Annotated in this window: 19 protein-coding genes; 7 read left to right on the forward strand and 12 right to left on the reverse strand. The window is 69.4% G+C overall.

Annotated features, from left to right (window positions below; genetic code table 11):
* Positions 1 to 2: 2 nt before the first annotated feature.
* From folE to dacB, 5 genes are all read right to left on the reverse strand, one after another.
* Positions 3 to 575 (reverse strand): GTP cyclohydrolase I FolE, encoded by a 573-nt coding sequence (gene folE / locus A605_RS12465; RefSeq protein ID WP_015401864.1) that lies wholly within the window; start codon positions 573 to 575, stop codon positions 3 to 5.
* Positions 565 to 3,195 (reverse strand): ATP-dependent zinc metalloprotease FtsH, encoded by a 2,631-nt coding sequence (gene ftsH, locus A605_RS12470; protein ID WP_015401865.1) that lies wholly within the window; start codon positions 3,193 to 3,195, stop codon positions 565 to 567. The genes folE and ftsH overlap by 11 nt, the downstream gene beginning before the upstream one ends.
* 152 nt (positions 3,196 to 3,347) lie before the next feature.
* Positions 3,348 to 3,935 carry a hypoxanthine phosphoribosyltransferase gene (gene hpt, locus A605_RS12475; RefSeq protein WP_015401866.1) on the reverse strand — a complete coding sequence of 196 codons (588 nt, stop codon included), beginning with the start codon at positions 3,933 to 3,935 and terminating at the stop codon, positions 3,348 to 3,350.
* A gap of 16 nt (positions 3,936 to 3,951) precedes the next feature.
* On the reverse strand, positions 3,952 to 4,887 hold the full coding sequence (gene tilS / locus A605_RS12480; protein WP_015401867.1) for a tRNA lysidine(34) synthetase TilS: 936 nt from the start codon (positions 4,885 to 4,887) through the stop codon (positions 3,952 to 3,954).
* On the reverse strand, positions 4,887 to 6,170 hold the full coding sequence (dacB, locus tag A605_RS12485) for a D-alanyl-D-alanine carboxypeptidase/D-alanyl-D-alanine endopeptidase (protein WP_015401868.1): 1,284 nt from the start codon (positions 6,168 to 6,170) through the stop codon (positions 4,887 to 4,889). Before dacB ends, tilS begins: the two co-directional genes overlap by 1 nt.
* Positions 6,171 to 6,829: 659 nt before the next feature.
* On the opposite strand from dacB, the gene A605_RS12490 reads away from it, so the two are divergent.
* From A605_RS12490 to A605_RS12505, 4 genes are all read left to right on the forward strand, one after another.
* Positions 6,830 to 7,660 carry a metal-dependent hydrolase gene (locus A605_RS12490; protein WP_015401869.1) on the forward strand — a complete coding sequence of 277 codons (831 nt, stop codon included), beginning with the start codon at positions 6,830 to 6,832 and terminating at the stop codon, positions 7,658 to 7,660.
* Between the two features lie 52 nt (positions 7,661 to 7,712).
* On the forward strand, positions 7,713 to 8,222 hold the full coding sequence (locus A605_RS12495; protein ID WP_015401870.1) for an inorganic diphosphatase: 510 nt from the start codon (positions 7,713 to 7,715) through the stop codon (positions 8,220 to 8,222).
* A 154-nt stretch (positions 8,223 to 8,376) separates the two neighbouring features.
* Positions 8,377 to 9,429 (forward strand): AraC family transcriptional regulator, encoded by a 1,053-nt coding sequence (locus A605_RS12500; RefSeq protein ID WP_015401871.1) that lies wholly within the window; start codon positions 8,377 to 8,379, stop codon positions 9,427 to 9,429.
* 244 nt (positions 9,430 to 9,673) lie between these two features.
* Positions 9,674 to 11,530, forward strand: coding sequence for an FAD-dependent oxidoreductase (locus tag A605_RS12505; RefSeq protein ID WP_015401872.1), 1,857 nt, complete (start codon positions 9,674 to 9,676; stop codon positions 11,528 to 11,530).
* A gap of 66 nt (positions 11,531 to 11,596) precedes the next feature.
* Here the strand turns inward: A605_RS12505 and A605_RS14875 are convergent, their stop codons facing one another.
* Together A605_RS14875 and A605_RS12515 are read right to left on the reverse strand one after the other, a co-directional pair.
* Complete coding sequence (locus tag A605_RS14875) at positions 11,597 to 12,241, reverse strand: DUF4178 domain-containing protein (protein ID WP_015401873.1); 645 nt, start codon at positions 12,239 to 12,241, stop codon at positions 11,597 to 11,599.
* 64 nt (positions 12,242 to 12,305) lie between these two features.
* Positions 12,306 to 12,680 (reverse strand): hypothetical protein, encoded by a 375-nt coding sequence (locus A605_RS12515; RefSeq protein WP_149029440.1) that lies wholly within the window; start codon positions 12,678 to 12,680, stop codon positions 12,306 to 12,308.
* A 131-nt stretch (positions 12,681 to 12,811) separates the two neighbouring features.
* Between A605_RS12515 and A605_RS15985 the strand changes: the two genes are divergently transcribed.
* The gene (locus A605_RS15985; protein WP_280109777.1) at positions 12,812 to 12,940 is read left to right on the forward strand and encodes a hypothetical protein; all 129 of its coding nucleotides are present in this window, start codon (positions 12,812 to 12,814) and stop codon (positions 12,938 to 12,940) included.
* Positions 12,941 to 13,365: 425 nt separating this feature from the next.
* On the opposite strand, the gene A605_RS12520 is transcribed toward A605_RS15985, so the two are convergent.
* The 5 genes from A605_RS12520 to A605_RS12540 form a co-directional block, all read right to left on the reverse strand.
* Complete coding sequence (locus A605_RS12520) at positions 13,366 to 14,904, reverse strand: polyamine aminopropyltransferase (protein WP_015401875.1); 1,539 nt, start codon at positions 14,902 to 14,904, stop codon at positions 13,366 to 13,368.
* Between the two features lie 35 nt (positions 14,905 to 14,939).
* Positions 14,940 to 15,362: a DUF350 domain-containing protein gene (locus tag A605_RS12525; protein ID WP_015401876.1), complete on the reverse strand. Its 423-nt coding sequence runs from the start codon at positions 15,360 to 15,362 to the stop codon at positions 14,940 to 14,942.
* Positions 15,363 to 15,423: 61 nt separating this feature from the next.
* On the reverse strand, positions 15,424 to 15,843 hold the full coding sequence (locus tag A605_RS12530) for a DUF4247 domain-containing protein (RefSeq protein WP_015401877.1): 420 nt from the start codon (positions 15,841 to 15,843) through the stop codon (positions 15,424 to 15,426).
* Entirely contained in the window at positions 15,840 to 16,352 is a 513-nt protein-coding gene (locus tag A605_RS12535) for a DUF2617 family protein (protein ID WP_015401878.1), read from the reverse strand. The genes A605_RS12530 and A605_RS12535 overlap by 4 nt, the downstream gene beginning before the upstream one ends.
* Positions 16,349 to 16,957, reverse strand: a complete 609-nt coding sequence (locus A605_RS12540) for a DUF4178 domain-containing protein (protein ID WP_244428985.1) — start codon at positions 16,955 to 16,957, stop codon at positions 16,349 to 16,351. The genes A605_RS12535 and A605_RS12540 overlap by 4 nt, the downstream gene beginning before the upstream one ends.
* A gap of 176 nt (positions 16,958 to 17,133) precedes the next feature.
* Here A605_RS12540 and A605_RS12545 point away from each other — a divergent pair, with 176 nt between their 5' ends.
* Both A605_RS12545 and A605_RS12550 read left to right on the forward strand, forming a co-directional pair.
* Positions 17,134 to 17,424 carry a rhodanese-like domain-containing protein gene (locus tag A605_RS12545; RefSeq protein ID WP_015401880.1) on the forward strand — a complete coding sequence of 97 codons (291 nt, stop codon included), beginning with the start codon at positions 17,134 to 17,136 and terminating at the stop codon, positions 17,422 to 17,424.
* Positions 17,425 to 17,493: 69 nt separating this feature from the next.
* Positions 17,494 to 17,952, forward strand: coding sequence for a MarR family winged helix-turn-helix transcriptional regulator (locus A605_RS12550; protein WP_015401881.1), 459 nt, complete (start codon positions 17,494 to 17,496; stop codon positions 17,950 to 17,952).
* The last annotated feature ends 5 nt before the right edge of the window (positions 17,953 to 17,957 follow it).

Genomic DNA, 17,957 nt, shown 5'->3' on the forward strand with positions numbered 1-17,957 from the left:
GTCTACCCCTTGATCAGACTGAGGACTTCGGCACGGGAGGCGGCGCTGGTCCGGAACCCGCCGCGCACGGCCGAGGTCGTGGTGGTCGCCCCCGGCTTCCGGATGCCGCGCATCCCCATGCACAGGTGCTCGCACTCGATGACGACGATCACCGACTGGGCGCCCAGGTGCTCCATGAGCGCGTCGGCGACCTGGCTGGTCAGCCGCTCCTGGACCTGCGGCCGCTTGGCGTAGAGGTCGACCAGGCGGGCGAGCTTGGACAGGCCGGTGACCCGCCCGTTCTCATCCGGGATGTAGCCGATGTGGGCCATGCCGTAGAAGGGCAGCAGGTGGTGCTCGCACAGTGAGTAGATCGGGATGTCGCGCACCAGCACCAGTTCCTGGTGGTCCTCGGCGAAGGTCTTGGCCAGCACCTCGGCCGGTTCCTCGTGCAGGCCGGCGAAGACCTCCTGGCAGGCGCGCGCCACCCGGGCCGGGGTCTCCTTCAGTCCCTCCCGGTCGGGATCCTCCCCGACGGCCAGCAGCAGTTCGCGCACGGCGGCCTCCGCCCGCGCCTGGTCGAAATTACCGCTCATCGCGCCCCTCCTGGGTGTCCTCGGTGTTCTCCTCCGGATCCGGGACCCGGGGGATCTGGTTGGTGTCCGCGTCGGAGGGGCGGGGCGGCCGCGCCTGCCCGTCCAGGCCCTCCGGCTCCGCGGCCTGCTCCGGCGACGGCTCCGGGCGCTGCTCGGGCTCGGAATCCGGCTTCGACTCGGAGGCCGACGCCTCGTCCCGCCCGCGGTGGTCGGGACGCTCGCTCTCGGGCAGGCGGAAGCCGATGATCTCCGTGTCCGGCGCGGAGGCCGAGACCGGGGTCGAACCGGCGGTGCCCTGCTCGACGGGCTCGCCGGAACCGTAGTTCTTCACGCCCGGGTGCTCGACCGGCTCGGCGTTGCCGCGCGAGTAGGGGTTGTCCGCCGGCGGCCAGCCCGGGGCGGTCCAGCCGGGCGGCGGCGGAGTGCCGCCGTAGCGCGGTCCGCCACCGGTGCCCTGCGGGCCGGGGAAGCCGGCACCGGAACCCGACTCGGGCGCGGCGTGACGGCCGGCCTGCCCCTGGCCCCCGGCCTGCTCACCGGAACCGGAGTCCGGTCCGGACTCTGCCGGCCCCTGCACGGGAGCGACCGGAGTGAGTCCGTCCTGCGCCTGCTGGGCGGCGAGCTCGGCCTGGCGCTTGGCGCGCGCGGCCTGGGAGGCCTCGAGCAGGGAGAACTTCTTGGGCGGTTCCTCGCCGCGCTCGATGGCCAGCTCGACCGGGGTCTTCACCGGCTCGCGGTCGGCCTGGCGCGGGAAGTGGGAGTCCTCGTCCGGGAAGACGTCCCCGGCGGTGCGTGGCTCGATGCCCTCGAACAGGGCCTCCAGGTCCGGGCGGCGCAGGGTCTCCTTCTCCAGGAGCTTCTCGGCCAGCCGGTCCAGGTGGTCGCGGTACTCGCGCAGGACCTGGTAGGCCTGGCGGTGGGCCGAGTCGAGCAGGTAGCGCAGCTCCTTGTCGATCTCGGCGGCCACGGCCGGAGAGTAGTCCGAGGAGCCGCCGCCCCCACGGCCGGAGAAGGGATCCCCCTGCTCCTCGCCGTACTTGACGGTGCCCAGGGTGGGTGACATGCCGTACTCGGTGAGCATCGCGCGGGCGATCTTGGTGGCCTGCTCGATGTCGGCGGAGGCACCGGTGGTCGGCTCGCCGAAGACCAGTTCCTCGGCGGCGCGGCCGCCCATGGCGAAGACCAGCCGGGCGAAGAGCTCGTCCCGGTTGTACATGCCCTTGTCGTCCTCCTGGGCGGTCATGGCGTGACCGCCGGTGCGCCCGCGGGCCAGGATGGTGACCTTGTACACGCGCTCGATGTCCTTGAGCGCCCACGCGGCCAGGGTGTGCCCGCCCTCGTGGTAGGCGGTGACCTTCTTCTCCTTCTCGGAGATGATCTTCGAACTGCGGCGCGGGCCGCCGATCACGCGGTCGGTGGCCTCCTCGAGGGCGTCGGCGGTGATGACGTTGCCGCCGATGCGGGCGGTCAGCAGCGCGGCCTCGTTGACCACGTTGGCCAGATCGGCACCGGACATGCCGGCGGTGCGCTTGGCCAGGGCGTCGAGATCCGCGTCCGGACCCATGGGCTTGCCCTGGGCGTGGACCTTGAGGATCTGGGCGCGGCCGGCCAGGTCCGGGTTGGTCACCGGGATCTGGCGGTCGAAGCGGCCCGGGCGCAGCAGGGCCGGATCGAGGATGTCGGGGCGGTTGGTCGCGGCCATGAGGATGACGCCCTCGCGGTCACCGAAGCCGTCCATCTCCACCAGCAGCTGGTTCAGCGTCTGCTCGCGCTCGTCGTGACCGCCGCCCATGCCGGAACCACGCTGACGGCCGACGGCGTCGATCTCGTCGACGAAGATGATGCAGGGGCTGTTCTCCTTGGCCTGCTTGAACAGGTCGCGCACGCGCGAGGCGCCGACGCCGACGAACATCTCGACGAAGTCGGAACCGGAGATCGAGTAGAAGGGCACGCCGGCCTCGCCGGCCACCGCACGCGCCAGGAGGGTCTTACCGGTGCCGGGCGGGCCGTAGAGCAGCACGCCACGGGGGATCTTCGCGCCGAGTTCCTGGTAGCGGGTGGGATCCTCCAGGAAGTCCTTGATCTCGTGCAGCTCGTCGACGGCCTCGTCAGCGCCGGCCACGTCGGCGAAGGTGTTCGTCGGCATGTCCTTGGTCAGCTCCTTGGCCTTGGAGCTGCCCATGCCGAACATGCCGCCGGACTGCATGCGGGTGAGGAAGAAGAACAGCAGGCCGAAGAGGATCAGCATGGGCAGCAGGAAGCCCAGCATGCTCATCAGGAAGCTGTCCTGCGTGACCTCGGTGGTGTAGCTCTCGGCGCCGGAGTTCTGGACGGCGTCGAAGACCTGCGGCGCAGTGCGCGCGGGATACTGCGTGATGATCTGCTCGACGCCCTCACGCTCCTCGACCGTGATGGGCTCGCGCAGGTCGAGGCGCACGCGCTGTTCGCGGTCGTCGATCTGCGCTTCCTCGACGTTGGCATCGGCCAGCTGCTGCATCGCCACGGAGGTGTCCACACGTTGGTAGCCGCGGGTGTCATCCGTGAGCAGCGTGAACACGAACAGCAGGACGAGCACGACCGCGGCGCCGAGGCCGATCTGGAGGATTCTCTTGTTCTTCATGGAAGCAGCCGCGACGGTGACTCGTCAGTCACGTGCGGCCTGTGCCTTTCGTGTGCGGGGAAGACGGTCAGACAGCTGGGTTCCCGCCACCTGAAGAGGCGGAACCACATTACCGATCAACGCTTCAGGCGCGGTTTTCGTTCCCGTCCAGCTTAATCGCCGGAGTAGACCCGCGGATGAAGGGTGCCCACGTAGGGCAGGTCACGGTAGCGCTCGGCATAGTCGAGGCCGTAGCCGATGACGAACTCGTTGGGGATGTCGAAGCCCACGTCGTACAGGTCGACGTCGGCGGTGACGACCTCCGGCTTGCGCAGGAGGGTGATCACGTTCAGCGAGCGCGGGTGACGGCCGTTCAGGTTGCGCATCAGCCAGGACAGGGTCAAGCCGGAGTCGATGATGTCCTCGACGATGAGGACGTCGCGGTCGGCGATGTCGGCGTCGAGGTCCTTGAGAATGCGCACCACCCCGGAGGAGCTGGTGGAGTTGCCGTAGGAGGACACGGCCATGAACTCCATCTGGGAGGGGATGGACAGCTCGCGGGCGAAGTCGGTGAGGAAGAACACCGCCCCCTTGAGCACGCAGACGAGGATGAGGTCGTCGTCGGTGTCGCGGTAGTCCTCCGACACCTTGTCGGCGAGTTCCCTGATACGGGTCTTCAGGTCGTCCTCGCTGATCAGGACCGCCTCGACATCCTCGTCGTAACGGTTCGCGGGGACATTGAAGTCCTTCTTCTCGTGCATGCTCAGACGACCTTTCTCATCGGACTCCGGAAGTTAGTGTCAGTTTGCCATCTACCCGGGTCACTTCCAACCTCCCGGCCACCGTACCGCCCACCGCGACGCCGCCCTGGCCCCGCCAGTCGATGATCAACGCCTCGATCGCGCCAATGGACGCCGCGGTGACCGACAGCCCCCGTTCCCGCAACCAGGCGGCGATGCGGCGGCGCCGGAGCGGGCCCGGCTCGGCGGCCAGTTCGGCGCAGTCGTCGGTGGGTTCCCCCGCCAGCCGGTCGAGCAGGGCGTCGTCGGCGGCCAGCCGGGAGGCGGCCTGGGCGACAGGCGGCACCGCGTCGCCGCCGAGAACCTCACTCAGCAGGGGCAGCACCCGCTGCCGCACCGCGACGCGACGGAAAGCGGGATCGGCGTTCTGCGGATCCCGCCAGGGCCCAAGCCCCAGCTCCGCGCAGGCGCCGGCGGTGTCGGCACGGCGGACGGTCAGCAGCGGGCGCACCACCTGCCCGGTGCGCGGGGCCATGCCGGCCGGGTTGCCGCGCAGCGCGCCGAGCAGGTAGGTCTCGGCCTGGTCGTCGAGGGTGTGGGCGACCCAGATCTCGCGGGCCCCGGCCGCCTCGTGGAGCGCGGCGTAGCGGGCCTGACGCGCCGCGGCCTCCAGGCCGCCGGTGCCCGCGACGTCGACAGCGACCACCTCGGCCGTGGCGCCCAGGCGGCGGGCGGTCTCCGCGGCACGCGTGGCGACGTCGCGGGAACCCTCCTGCAGGCCATGGTCGATGCACACGGCGTGGACGCGCGCCCCCTCGGCGAGGGCGGCGGCGGTCAGCGCGAGGGAGTCGGCACCACCGGACAGGCCGATGACCACGGGCTCGCTGGTGATGAACGGCCGCACGGCGACCCGGCAGGCCAGGAAACGGGGACTTTTCCTGGGCAGCTCGAGATCGCCGAGGCGGGCGGGCATCAGGACTCCCGGATGGTGGAGGCGAAGTTGTCCAGGGCGGCGCGGGCCGGGAGGATGGCGGAGTCGTTGGACAGCAGCCCGAAGGAGTAGACTCGGCCGGAGTCGGCGGTGACGACGCCGGCGAGTGCCGAGGTGCCGGTGAGCGTACCCGTCTTCGCGCGGACCCAGCCGCGGCCCGACATGTCCTGGTAGCGGTCCATCAGCGTACCCGTTCCCCCGGCGACCGGCAGGGCGGCGAGGATGGGGCGCAGCTCCTCGCCCTCCGCGGTGGCGGCGGTGTGGAGGATGTCGTCCAGCAGGCGCGGCGGGATTCGGTTGCCCGTGGACAGGCCGGAATTGTCGTTCAACGTGACCCCGGTGGTGTCGAAGCCGTGCTCGGCGAGCACCTCGAGGGTGGCCGTCGTCGCGCCCTCGGCGCTGGGCTCGTGACCGCGGTGAATGGCGATCTCCCGGCCGATCGCCTCGGCCATGACGTTGTCGGACCAGACCATCATGTCCTCGACCCGCTCGGCGAGCACCTCCGACTCCGTGCTGGCCAGCACCTCGGCGCCGGGCGGGGCCGAACCCTCGCCGACCGTGTCCGCCCCGACCCGGTCGGCGAGCGCCTGCGCCACATCCAGGGCCGGGGTGTGGGAACGCGGCACGTCGCCCTCCGTCGCGCCGATGCGGGCGCCGTGGAGCATCGCCGGTTCCATGGGGGCGACGTAGCCGCCGTCGATGTCGGCGGCGTCCCAGCCCTCCATCAACGCCGGCCCGGACCACACGGAGGTGTCGATGAACACGGTGTCGGCCTGTCCGACCTGCTCGGCGAGGTCGTCGATCTGCTCCTCGGTCAGCCAGACGTCGCCGGAGGCCCGGATGACGACGCTTCCCGGCACGTCCCCGGCCACGACCTCGGTGGTCAGCCGGTGGACGGGGTCGAGCTCCAGCATGGCGGCGGCCGCGGTGAGGATCTTGGTCGACGAGGCCGGCAGGAGCGGCTCATCCGGGCTCTCCGACCACACGACCTCACCGGTGACGGTATCGGTGACCTGACCGTGCAGGGTGCCCAGGGCCGGGTCGGCGGCCAGCCGGGTCAGCTCGGCGGCGAGCGCCGCATTGTCGACGCCGTCTTCGGCCCCGGCGGGCACGATCTTCGGCTCGGGGCGCTCCACCGCATAGGCGGGCGCGTGCTCCAGATCGGCGTAGCGCTGCTGCGTGAGCACCCCGACGCCCGCCACCGCCGCGACCGCGACGGCCGTGACACCGGCGGTGACTCCCCACCACAGCTTCTTGAATCTCATCCCGTTCAGACTAGCGCGGGGAGGGGCAGGAATCGGGGAAGGTGGGCGCGGTGACGCGGCGGGCTGTGACGAAGGCAGACCGGTTCGGGCGTTTTTGTCGACAAAGTGGCCGTTGCCGGTCGGTGTTCATCACGGCCTCGACCGTCGCGGCGCGCTTATCGACGCCCCGCCCCTCCTTCGCTGTCCGGCGTGACGCTATCGGCGTGACGCTGTCCGGCGTGACGAAGGCAGACCGCTTCAGGCGATTCCGTCGACAAAATGGCCGTTGCCGGCGGACGTTCATCACGGTGCCAACGGAAACGGTGTCGGCCAATAGATTCACAGCCCCCTCTGGCGACACTAATCTCCGACAGTGCCACCACAAACGGAGACCAGAACACACTCCGATAGCCCACCTGTTCGAAGCCGTTCACCCTCGTGTCCCGGTCACTCTTTTCAGCTCCCGGCACGCTCCGGCAGGTCCGCCCGCGCAACTCGATCGCACGTCAGCCCGCCCGCGACCCGCCGGGAACTGCAGGCCTCTCGCCACCCGCCCTCCCTGACCGATCCCGCGCCCCGTCGTCAGCGGGGCCTTTCCCAGTTGGGGGCGGGACCGTCGTGTCATGGACGCTGAGTACAGTCACCTGCGTTAACAAACTTGGCAGAAAGGATTCCCACGCATGGTGATGGGCCCCACCCACTCAATGAGCGGTGCCGCCGTCGGCCTGGCGGTGGCACAGGCCATTCCCGAAGCCTGGGGCGGGGTGTCCTCTCCGCAGGAGGCGTTCGTCTATGCCGGGATCGCCGCCGGGGCCGCCCTCCTACCGGATCTGGATTCCCCGCCCGCGACCGTCTCGCGCTCGTTCGGCCCGCTGTCGCAAGGACTTTCCCACGTGGTGGAGAACACCTCCCAGGCGCTGGTGAACCTCACCAGGGGCCGCAAGGATCCCCGTTGCCGCAACGGGCACCGCACCGCCACCCACACCCTCTGGTTCGCGCTGCTGACCGGGGCAGGCGCCTGGGGCCTGATCGGCAACTTCGGTAAACCGGCGGCGATGAGCCTGTTGTTCGTGTTCCTCGGCCTGGCGATCCGCGGGTTACTGCCGGAATGGTCGAAGAAGAAGGACTGGTACGTGGTCACCGCCGCGTCCGCGCTCGTCGCCCTGCTGGCGTGGCGGCTCGTGCCGACGACCGCCTCCGCCGCGGTGATGGGATCGGCCGTCGCCGTCGGCGTGCTGACACACCTGCTCGGCGACGCCATCACCAAGCAGGGAATCCCCCTGTTGGCGCCGCTCATCCCCCTGGGCGGGCGGCGGTGGTGGAAGTTCCGGCCGCCCGGCCCACTGCGGGTCACGGCCTCCGGCCCGGCCGACAAGTTGCTGCTCACGGTGTTCTCCGTGCTGGTGCTCGTCCAGATCTTCATCGTCGCCTCGGGCAGCACCGTCCTCACCGAGGTCGCCCCCTTCTTCCCCGGCCAACCCTCGCCTGCGGGTACCGGGGCGGTGACATAAAATCGCGGGGCTACGATAGTGACCGTCCCGCATTGATCTGAAGGAGAAACACATGGGCGTCGAAGTGACCATCGAGATCCCGAAGGGTTCGCGCAACAAGTACGAGGTCGACCACAACACCGGCCGTGTCCATCTGGACCGCTACCTGTTCACCGCCATGGCCTACCCGTCCGACTACGGCTACGTGGACAACACCCTCGGTGAAGACGGTGATCCGCTCGACGCCCTCGTCCTCCTGCCGGAGCCGGTGTTCCCGGGTGTGGTCGTCAACGCCCGCCCGGTCGGCGTGTTCAAGATGACCGACGAGGCCGGCGGCGACGACAAGCTGATCTGCGTCCTCGACGACCCGCGCTACGAGAAGTTCCAGGACGTCGACGACGTCGACGACTTCGTCAAGAAGGAGATTGAGCACTTCTTCGTCCACTACAAGGACCTGGAGCCCAACAAGTTCGCCGAGGGTGCCGGCTGGGGCGACAAGGCCGAGGCCGAGAAGATCCTCGCCGAGGCCTTCGAGCGCCTCCAGCAGCACTCCGAGAAGCAGCCGCAGGAGCACCCGCACTAAAACCCGGGCCCACCGGCTCGCGTCGGACCCCCGCGGCTCCGGGAGACTGATTCTCCCGGGGCCGCGGGGGTTTTGTCATTTTCCAGGTTCCCCAGCCCCGGGGCGCTGTTCCCCCTCCCGCCGATGCCTGGGCTCACCTATGATTACGGCCATTATGCCCAAGGAACAACCGAAACGCTCGGCGCAGATCCTGCGGTTCACCACCCGCGGCCTCTCGCCGGAGAGCCGCGTCCAGTTGTGGGAGGGGCATAACGCCCGGGCGTTGATTCCCCTGGACATCCGCACGATCGATGACTCCCCCATGCGTTCGCAGCAGACCAATCTGCACCTGCCCTCGGTGCGGATGGCGAGCGTGATCGGCACCTCCCAGATCGTTGAACGCTCCGAGTCCTTCATCAGCGAAAACCCCACCGGCATGATGGCGGTCTTCTTCGCCGTCGAGGGGGAGGCCTTCTTCTTCCACCGTGGCGGGCACCTCAACCTGCACCCGGGCCAGGCGGTTGTCTATGACGCCGACCGCCCCTTCGTCCGTGGATTTTCCCGCGGGCTGCGCGAGATCGTACTGACCATTCCGAAGGACCTCTACGCCGAACTGGTGGGCCCGTCGGGACCGGATCTGCCCGCGGTCTTCGACTTCGGGGCCGGGGCCGGCGCCAGTGAACAGGCCCTCGCCAACCTGCTCCAGGCCACGTTGAGCATGGTCGCCCCTCCCGCCCCGGTGGCCGAACCGGAACGGGAGGCCGAGCCGGGGCAGAGACAGGCCGCCGACGGCCGCGGTGACCTGCGCCCGAACCTGGCCCGTGCGGAGGAGGACACCTTCGGACTACTGCGCCTGGTCTTGGGCGCACCGGACAGCAGCGCGGCCGGGCTCGTGGCCTCCGCGAAGAACTTCATCGAGCGTCACCTGGCCGACCAGAACTTGTCCCCGGCCCGCGTGGCCGCGGCCGTCGGCATCAGCGAACGCCAGCTGGGCCGCCACTTCGCGGACGCGGGCACCACCGTGGGACGGTACATCCAGGGCCGCCGCCTGGAGTTGGCCCGGGACCTCCTGGCCTCCCCCGACCACGGGCGGCTGACGGTGGCCGAGGTGGCCGTACGCTCAGGTTTCCCCTCCCAGAGCCACTTCGGGCGGGTCTTCCGCCGACGCTTCGGGATCACCCCGCTGCAATGGCGCAAGGAGGCTCGGCGCGGACTGCTCTACGGGTGAGGGGCGCCCACCGATCCTCCACCGCGCCCCGCCTCCGACACCCGGGAACGCCCATTTTGTCCCCCAGCCGACAGATTTTCGCCCCTCCCGGACGTGATCGCCCTCTCCCCTTTTCGCCTCCTGTGATCTCCAATACATTTCTGCTCAACGGGTTGAACACGGGCGACCGCACTCGACCCGAATCCGCAAACCACACCGGACGGTCCGGCACAGACGCCGGCCCAGCAGCATGAGGGAGAAGAAGATGCCTGTCTTCAACGATGGACTCACCGCCACCGAGGCACCCGAGGAGGCCAATGTGGTCACCACCGACGTCCTGATCGTCGGCTCCGGCCCGGCCGGCGCCTCCGCGGCGCTGTTCCTGTCCACCCACGGCGTGGACAACATCATGATCACCAAGTACCGCTGGACCGCGAACACCCCCCGTGCCCACATCACCAACCAGCGGACCATGGAGATCCTGCGTGACGCCGGGGTCGAGGACGAGGTGCTGGCCCAGGCCACCCCGCACGACCAGATGGGTGACACGGTCTACTGCGAGTCGCTGGCCGGCGAGGAGATCGGGCGCCGCCCCACCTGGGGCTTCCGCCCGGACCGCCGCGCCGACTACGAACTGGCCTCCCCTTCGATGCCGTGCGACCTCCCGCAGACCCTGATGGAGCCGATCCTGCTGGAGAACGCCACCAAGCGCGGGACCCAGACACAGTTCTCCACCGAGTACCTCTCCCACGTCCAGGACGATAAGGGCGTGAGCGTCCAGGTGCGCAACCGCCTGACCGGCCACGAGTACACCATCCGAGCGAAGTACCTGGTCGGCGCCGACGGTGCCCGCTCGAAGGTCGCGGAGGACATCGGCACCCCCTTCGAGGGCGCGATGGACATCGGTGGTTCCATGAACATCCAGTTCAAAGCGGATCTGTCCCACCTGGTCGCCCACCGCCCGTCCATCCTGTACTGGGTCTTCCACCCGGGCTCCAATATCGGCGGCATCGGTGCCGGTCTCATCCGCTGCGTGCGCATGTGGGATGAGTGGCTGGTGGTCTGGGGCTACGACATCAACGGCGAGACCCCGGAGCTCGACGAGGACGAGGCCAAGCGCATCGTCCGCAATCTGGTGGGCGTGCCGGACCTGGAGATGGAGATCACCGGCTACTCCCTGTGGGGCAACAACGAGCAGTGGGCCACCCATCTACAGAAGGGACGGGTGTTCATCGCCGGAGACGCCGCACACCGTCACCCGCCAAGCCACGGACTGGGCTCCAACACCTCCATCCAGGACTCCTACAACCTGGCGTGGAAGCTGGCCGCCGTGATCAAGGGCCAGGCCGGCGCCGAGCTGCTGGAGACCTACTCGGTGGAGCGCGCGCCCATCGCCAAACAGATCGTGACCCGGGCGAACAACTCCGGCCGCGAGTACAAGCCGATCTTCGAGGCGCTCGGAGTCTGGGACGCCGAGAACGACGAGGAGTTCCGCGAGAAGCTCATGTTGCGCAAGGAGGCCACACCGGAGGGCGCGGCACGTCGGAAGGTGCTGCGCGAGGCACTCGACAACAAGGACTTCGAGTTCAACGCCCAGGGCACCGAGATCGGTCAGTTCTACCAGTCCACCGCGGTGGTCTGCGACGGCCACGGCCGCCCCGAGGTCACCGAGGACCCAATGCTGCACCACCAGAAGTCCACCTACCCCGGTCTGCGCCTGCCGCACGCCTGGATCGGTGACACCATGACCAAGCAGTCCACCCACGATGTCGCCACCGGTACCGGCTTCACCCTGTTCACCGGCATCACCGGCCGTCCCTGGGCCGAGGCGGCGGAGAAGGTGGCCGCAACCCTGGGCCTCGAGCTCAAGGCCGTGGTCATCGGTGAGGGCGAGCAGTACCAGGACCTCTACGGCGACTGGCTGCACCAGCGCGAGGTCGAGGAGGACGGCATGATTCTGGTCCGCCCCGACAAGCACATCGCGTGGCGCTCTCACCGGATGGTCGAGGACCCGGAGCACGCAGTGCACGCCGTGCTGTCTGCCATCCTCAGCCGTGGACTGCCGAGCGTCGAGGAGCTCTCCGTGGGAGCCGCCACCCTTACCACTAAAGTCCGTACCTAGCCCCCGGACACAGAAAACGCCCCGTCGGCAACACGCCGACGGGGCGTTCCCCCGTTCCATGCCGGCTCAGCCCTCCCGGGGCGGTACGACCTCAAGTTCGTCATGGTCGATGTAGTGGCCCGTCGAGGCCTCCGGCCTCGCGTCCTCTCCCCAGGTCTCAATGCGCAGCAGGCCGTGGTCGTGGTCGCCGGTGAAGTCGCGGTAGCGGTAGGTGCCCCGGGAGACCGCCCCGGACAACCCGGAGACGGCGAAGTCGGCGTCGCCCTCCCGCTCCTGCCGGAACACTCGACCGTCCAGGGTCAGCTGCGAGCCGGACTCCCCGGGCAGATCCTCCCGGATGCTCCACCAGCCGAGCCGGATGCGGTCGTCGATGTTCTCCACGCTGATCCAGTGCCGGCCCCCGCCACCCTGGCTGCCCTGGAGCAGGTGCTCATACCAGATCCGGTCGCCCTCCCGGAGCGCGGCGGTACCGCCCACCAGGTAGGTCTCACCCCGGAAGGTGACGCGGACGCCGGCGGCCAGCACCGCCGGGCCGAAGCGTTCGGCCCCCGCCACGCCCTCGAAGGTGTAGTTGGGGTCGGTCGATGCTGTCTCCGTCTTCGCCCCGTGCGCCGCGATCGCGGCGTTGCGTCTCTTCACGGCCAGGTACAGCCACAGCGTGACAAAGACGATCACCACGACGACGATGATCAGCCAGGTCCAGTCGCCCATTTCCCCGTTCTCCCTCAGCGGTAGACAATTGCCCTGCCCAGCCTACCGACGGCGCCCCAGGCCCCTACCGGGCGATCGACAGCACCGCCATGGACAGGATTCCGACGACCAGCACCCACACCCCGAGCGCGAAGATGATGATGGCTGTGTTCTGGCCCGGCACCGCGATCAGCCAGCCGAGTCCGAGGACCGTGCCCGCTCCCCCGACCCACAGCAGCCACCGGGGAATCCGGGTGGCGGGTGCGCGCATCAGCCAGGCCAACGAGGCGATCACCGCGGGCGGGGCGACCAGGACCGCCAGGGTGAGCAGTGCCGCGCCGATCTGCGGCGGGAGCCCCACCGACATCAACCCCGCCCCGAGCAGCCCGAGCACCAGCACCACGGTCCACATGCGCGCGGTGATCATGCCGGTCAACCGCCGTAGCTCATCCTCGTTCACGTCGCCGCCCCGGGCTTCGTGGCCTGCTGATGTTCCCGTCGGTACGGCACGTCCCAGTTCCCTTCCCCGGGGTCTCACGGCGCCACCGGTATGTGGAGGATAACCGGAGGCCAGGAACTGCGGGGCACCCCATGCCCCGTCCCCGCTCCCCCACCACCCCCTCAGGAGATTTCCCGCAGCCATTGACAGCCCACCGGTTCCTCTTCGCCATCAAGGTCGTCACCTACGCCCAGGGCATCTCGCGGGCGCTGCGCTCCTGAGCCGAAGAATTCGGATCTGCAGTTGGACGGACGGTACGGCGGATTTTAGATCTGTTTGCCACCAGCGTCCGCCCTTACGCCGCTTCCCAGCACCTGCCGGCACCCGGTCCGCAGAAAATGACACACCCTTACCCCGCAACCCGGCTTTCAGGCTCGCTACAGGACAATTTGTGTAAGTTCGCGCCGCTTACCGCCGCTTACCGACGCCCCCGGGGCCCCACACCGGCAGTAGGGCGGACGACCCGGCGTTTTCCAGCGCGACCAACCCCTCACGTCCGCCCTTACGCCGCTCCCTAGCACCAGCTGACATCCGGTCCGCAGAAAATGACACATCCTTACCCCACAGCCCGGCTTTCAGGCTCGCTACAGGGCAGTTTGAGTAAGTTCGCGCCGCTTATCGACGCCCCACCCCATCCAGCCTCCGGTCACTGCCCCGCCTGCCGGTAGCCACGGCGCAGGTCCTCGACGATGTGGGGCCGGTCGAGCGTCGAGGGTTCCAGCTCGCGCGGCCGGTTGTCGCGGCCGAAGACCCCGGCCGCGGCGAGCACCTCGTCGTCGAGGTAGCGCAGCTCCGGCGCGCCCGCGGGCAGCCGCAGCTGCGTGCCCGAAGGCGCGCAGAGGTTGAAGCCCCAGTCACCGAAGGTGGGCACGTGCACGTGGTACGGGATGACGTCCTCGCAGCCGGCTGCCTCCAGGGTGGCGTTGACCCGCCAGAACACGTCCGGGGTGGTGAAGGCGGAGGAGGACTGCACGACCATCCGCCCGCCCGGCGCGAGCACCCGGTGGGCCAGTGTGTAGAACTCCTCGGAGTACAGCCGGGCCATGGTCTCGTTGTTGGGGTCGGGCAGGTCGATGATCACCGCGTCGTAGGCCCTGCCCTCGCCGCCGGCGCGCAGCCAGGTGAAGGCGTCGTCGACGATCACGTTCACCCGCGGGTCCTCGAGTGCGCCGCCGTTGTCCTCCCGCAGAACGGTGTTGGCCAGCCGGATCACCGCCGGGTCGAGTTCGACCTGGGTGACCTCGATGTCCATCTTCAGCAGTTCGCGGGCGGCCAGGCCGTCCCCGCCGCCGATGACCAGTACGTCACGCGCGTCGTCGTGCAGCACGGGGTAGACCAGTGACTCGGTGTAGCGGTACTCGTCGCGGGTGGAGTACTGCAGCCCGCCGTTGAGGAAGAGCCGGCGATCCTGCCCGCGTTCGGTGACCACGATGTCCTGGTAGTCGGACTGGTGGGCGTAGATCACCGGGTCGGCGTAGAGGGACTGGCGGGCGGTGGTGACGATGCCGTCGGAGCGCACCAGCAGCACCGCCAGCACCGCCACTGCCACCAGCAGGGCGGTGATCGACGCCGCGAACCGCCGCGCCGGAATCCAGTGGCGCAGCAACACCGCGCCGAGGAAGAGCGCGGCCAGCAGGTTGATCATGCCCGCGGCCAGCGTGCCCCGCATCAGACCCAGGGTGGGCAGCAGCACGAACGGCCAGGCCAGGCCGCCGACCAGCGCGCCGGCGTAGTCGGCGAAGTTGAGGGTGGCCAGCAGGGAGCCGGCGGAGCGGGCGTCGGCGATCCGGCCGCGCTGCACCAGGGTCATCAGCAGGGGCAGCTCGGCGCCGACCAGCATGCCGATCAGCGCGGTGGCCACCACCAGGAGCACCGTGGACTGACCGATGGTGGCGAAGGTGACGTAGAGGATGATCGCGGAGGTGCCGCCCACCAGGCCGAGGATGGTCTCCACCGCCAGGAAGGTCTGGGCGGGCCAGCGCAGGAAGGGTTTGGCGCACAGGGCGCCGAGGCCCAGGGCGGCGACGTAGCCGGCGACGATCAGGGAGGTCTCGACGATGCCGCCGCCGTTGAGCGATGTCGACAGCGACAGCAGCGCGAGTTCGTAGACCAGGCCCGAGGCGGCACACACCGCCACGGAGACCAGCAGCAGCCGGCGCCACAGGCCCCCGGGCGCGAGGCTCACGGCCTGCCCGGGGTGCTGTTCAGTGGTGCGGGTACTCACAACATGCAGGCGGCGTTGATCGCGGCGATGACGACCAGGGTGACGGCGACGACCACGGCGCCGGAACGCAGCTTCGGATCCTCCACCAGGGCGCGGAAGCCCGGGGTCAACAGCTCCACCAGGACCAGGGCCACGCACTGCAGCACCAGCCCGATCAGCGCGTAGACGGCCGTTTCCACCAGTCCCACGGCCAGGACGTCGGAGGAGTGGAAGATCGCGCTGACGATGATGATGCCGAGGGCGATCTGCTGGGCGGCGGCCAGGACGGCCGCGTTCGGGTGGTGGTGGACGAACACGAGCTCGAGCAGCTTGCCGGGGGTCAGCAGGTCGAGGACGAGGAAGCCGACGAGCAGGATGACGGCCGCGAGGACGAAGTAGGCGACGGTGCCCAGGGAGCCGGACAGCAGGGCGTCGAACATGGTGGGGTTCTCCTTAACGCTGGGAAATGCTGGGGTGCGGGAGGTGAGGACGGGGACGGGGCTATTTCACCCCGGAGCCGGAGCCGGAGGAGCCGCCGCTGGAGCCGCTGGGCGCCGGGGGCGCGAAGCCGGGGCCGAGGAAGATGAAGGCGCCGTTGTTGACCCGGCCGAGGTCCTCGACGCGGATCGTGCAGTCCTCGGCGCTGGTGCCCGACACCGAGATCAGGTTCCGGTCATAGCGCAGGTACTCGGTGCCGTCGGCCGGATCGGTGGCCCGGGCCTGGGCGTTGCCCACGCGGTCCTCGATGTCGTCGGCCGTCTCCTTCGGCGTGCCGGTGCACTGGTACGTCGTGGAGCTGGTGGCCGTGAAGTTGTCGTTCATCCGGCTGCTCAGGCTGCCCGTCGCGACGGCCGCGATGATCGCGATGACGGCGAGCACCCCGGCGACGGCCGCGGCGATGTAGTAGAAGCGATGGCTCATGGTCGGTAGTCGCTCCTCGTGCTCACGATGGTGGATTCCTCCGGGTAGAGATGACGGGTGCGCCAGCTCCAGCCGCCGTTCACCCGCCACCCCTGCAGGGCGGTCAGGTGGTGACGGCCGGGGCCGGGGAAGCGGACGACGAACCAGCCGTCGGCCCCGGCGGAGTCGAGCAGCTCATCGCCGCGCCTGCTGAACTCCCCCGGCTCGAGCGTCTCGGTGCGGGTCTCGAGTCGGTACCCGGCGCGGCCGGCCTCCTCGGGCAGGGGGTGCAGGGCGTCGGTGGCCGTGCAGGAGATCTCCTCGCGGAACTCCCCCTCCGGGGAGCGGACGGTAACCACGTGGGAGCCGCCGATGACCGCCAGGTGCAGGGAGCCGTCCGCGCCGGCGTCGACGACGGTGTCGGCGAGGATCTCGGGCAGCGGCCCGTCCCAGCGCACCCCGAGGGCGGCGGCGGTGACGTCGGCGGGGGTGCAGGTCAGGTCGACGGGTCCGGTGGCGGTGGCCCTCACTGTTTCGGGGCGGGGTAGACGGTCAGTTCGCCGGGCAGCACCTCGTGGCCGAGGGAGGTCTCCCACTGACCGTCGCCGAAGCGCTCCATTCCCAGCATCCGGTCGCCGCCGTCGGTGGCCTCCATGTCGTGGTAGGCCACCTCCCCCTGCGGCGGCAGGCCGGTCTCACCCTCGCCGGTGAACGTCGCCCGGCCGCTCTCCTTCAGGTGGTAGTCCACGTCGTCGACGGTCACGTCCCGGCGGGGCTCGAGCCGCAGGTCGCCGCGGGTGATCCACCAGGACAGGTTGAGGCGCCCCTCGTCGACTTCGACGGACAGGTACTCGGAGCCGTGGCCGCCCTCGAGCATGTGCTCGTACCAGGTGTAGTAGCCCTCGGTGATCGTCAGCGTGCCGCGGACGACGTAGTCGGTGCCACCGCGGGTGACGATCGCCCCGGGCCCCAGGATGTCGGGGCCGAACTCGCGGGCGCCGGTGACGTGGGCGAAGGGGTCCTCGCGGGCGGGCTCCGGCGTCTCCTCGTTCTGCTTGCGTCGTCCCAGAACGAGGAAGACGATCACGGCGATCACGAGAATCACCGCGATCAACCACCACATGCCTGAACTCATCAGGGCCTCTCCTTCACATCTCACAGGGTCACAGGGTCTCAGTCATCCGGCGGGCACGATCCGTCACCCGACGCCTCCCGCGTGCGCGGTACGTTCCGAGAGTATCGGACGGCCCCGACCACGGCAGGGGCAGTACACTCACGCCCACACGTTCCCAGCAGAAAGGACCCGACACCATGAAGTCCGTCACCGTCCACGAGGTGCCCGCCGACGCCCAACTCATCGACGTCCGCGAGCACGACGAGTACGCGGTCGACCACGCCGCCGGCGTGGTGCACATCCCGCTGTCCGAGTTCCCCGCGCGGGTGGACGAGATCGACCCCGACCGGGACATCTACGTCCTCTGCAAGGTCGGCGGCCGTTCCTTCCAGGCGTGCCAGTACCTCGAGCAGGCCCACGGCATCGAGGCCGTCAACGTCGAGGGCGGCACCGACGCGTGGCGCGCCGCCGGCCTGCCGATGAACTGAAGCGGAAAAAATGGTGGGAACAAGCCCATCATTTGATGTTTCCACGTTGGGCTCATTACCATTGCCCGCATGTCGAAACAGGAAACCCCCGCCACCGGCGTCCCCACCGCCCTGCTGCAGTCGCCCTCGTTCCAGTTGGAGCGGTTGCGCCGTCGCACCCGCGACGAGGTCGAGACGGTCCTGCACACCAGGGACACCACCCTGCGTGAGTACTGGGTGCTGACCTGCCTCGTCGACCGGGACGCGGCCTCCCAGTCCGCCCTCTCCGAGACCCTGGCGATCGACGCCTCGGACATGGTCCGGCTCATCGACTCCCTGGAGAACCGGGGCTGGGTCCAGCGCGAGCGCGATCCCAACGACCGCCGCCGCCAGATCGTGGCGTCGACCAAGAAGGGCGCGAAGGCGCAGGCCGAGCTGGCCGAGCTGGTCGCCGAGGGCGAGGACCGGGCACTCGACGAGTCCACCTCGAAGCAGCTCAAGCACCTCCGCAAGCTGGCGAAGGCCATCATCGCCGGCGAGGAGGACTAGGCCCC

The organism is Corynebacterium halotolerans YIM 70093 = DSM 44683, assembly GCF_000341345.1.
GTDB lineage: Bacteria > Actinomycetota > Actinomycetes > Mycobacteriales > Mycobacteriaceae > Corynebacterium > Corynebacterium halotolerans.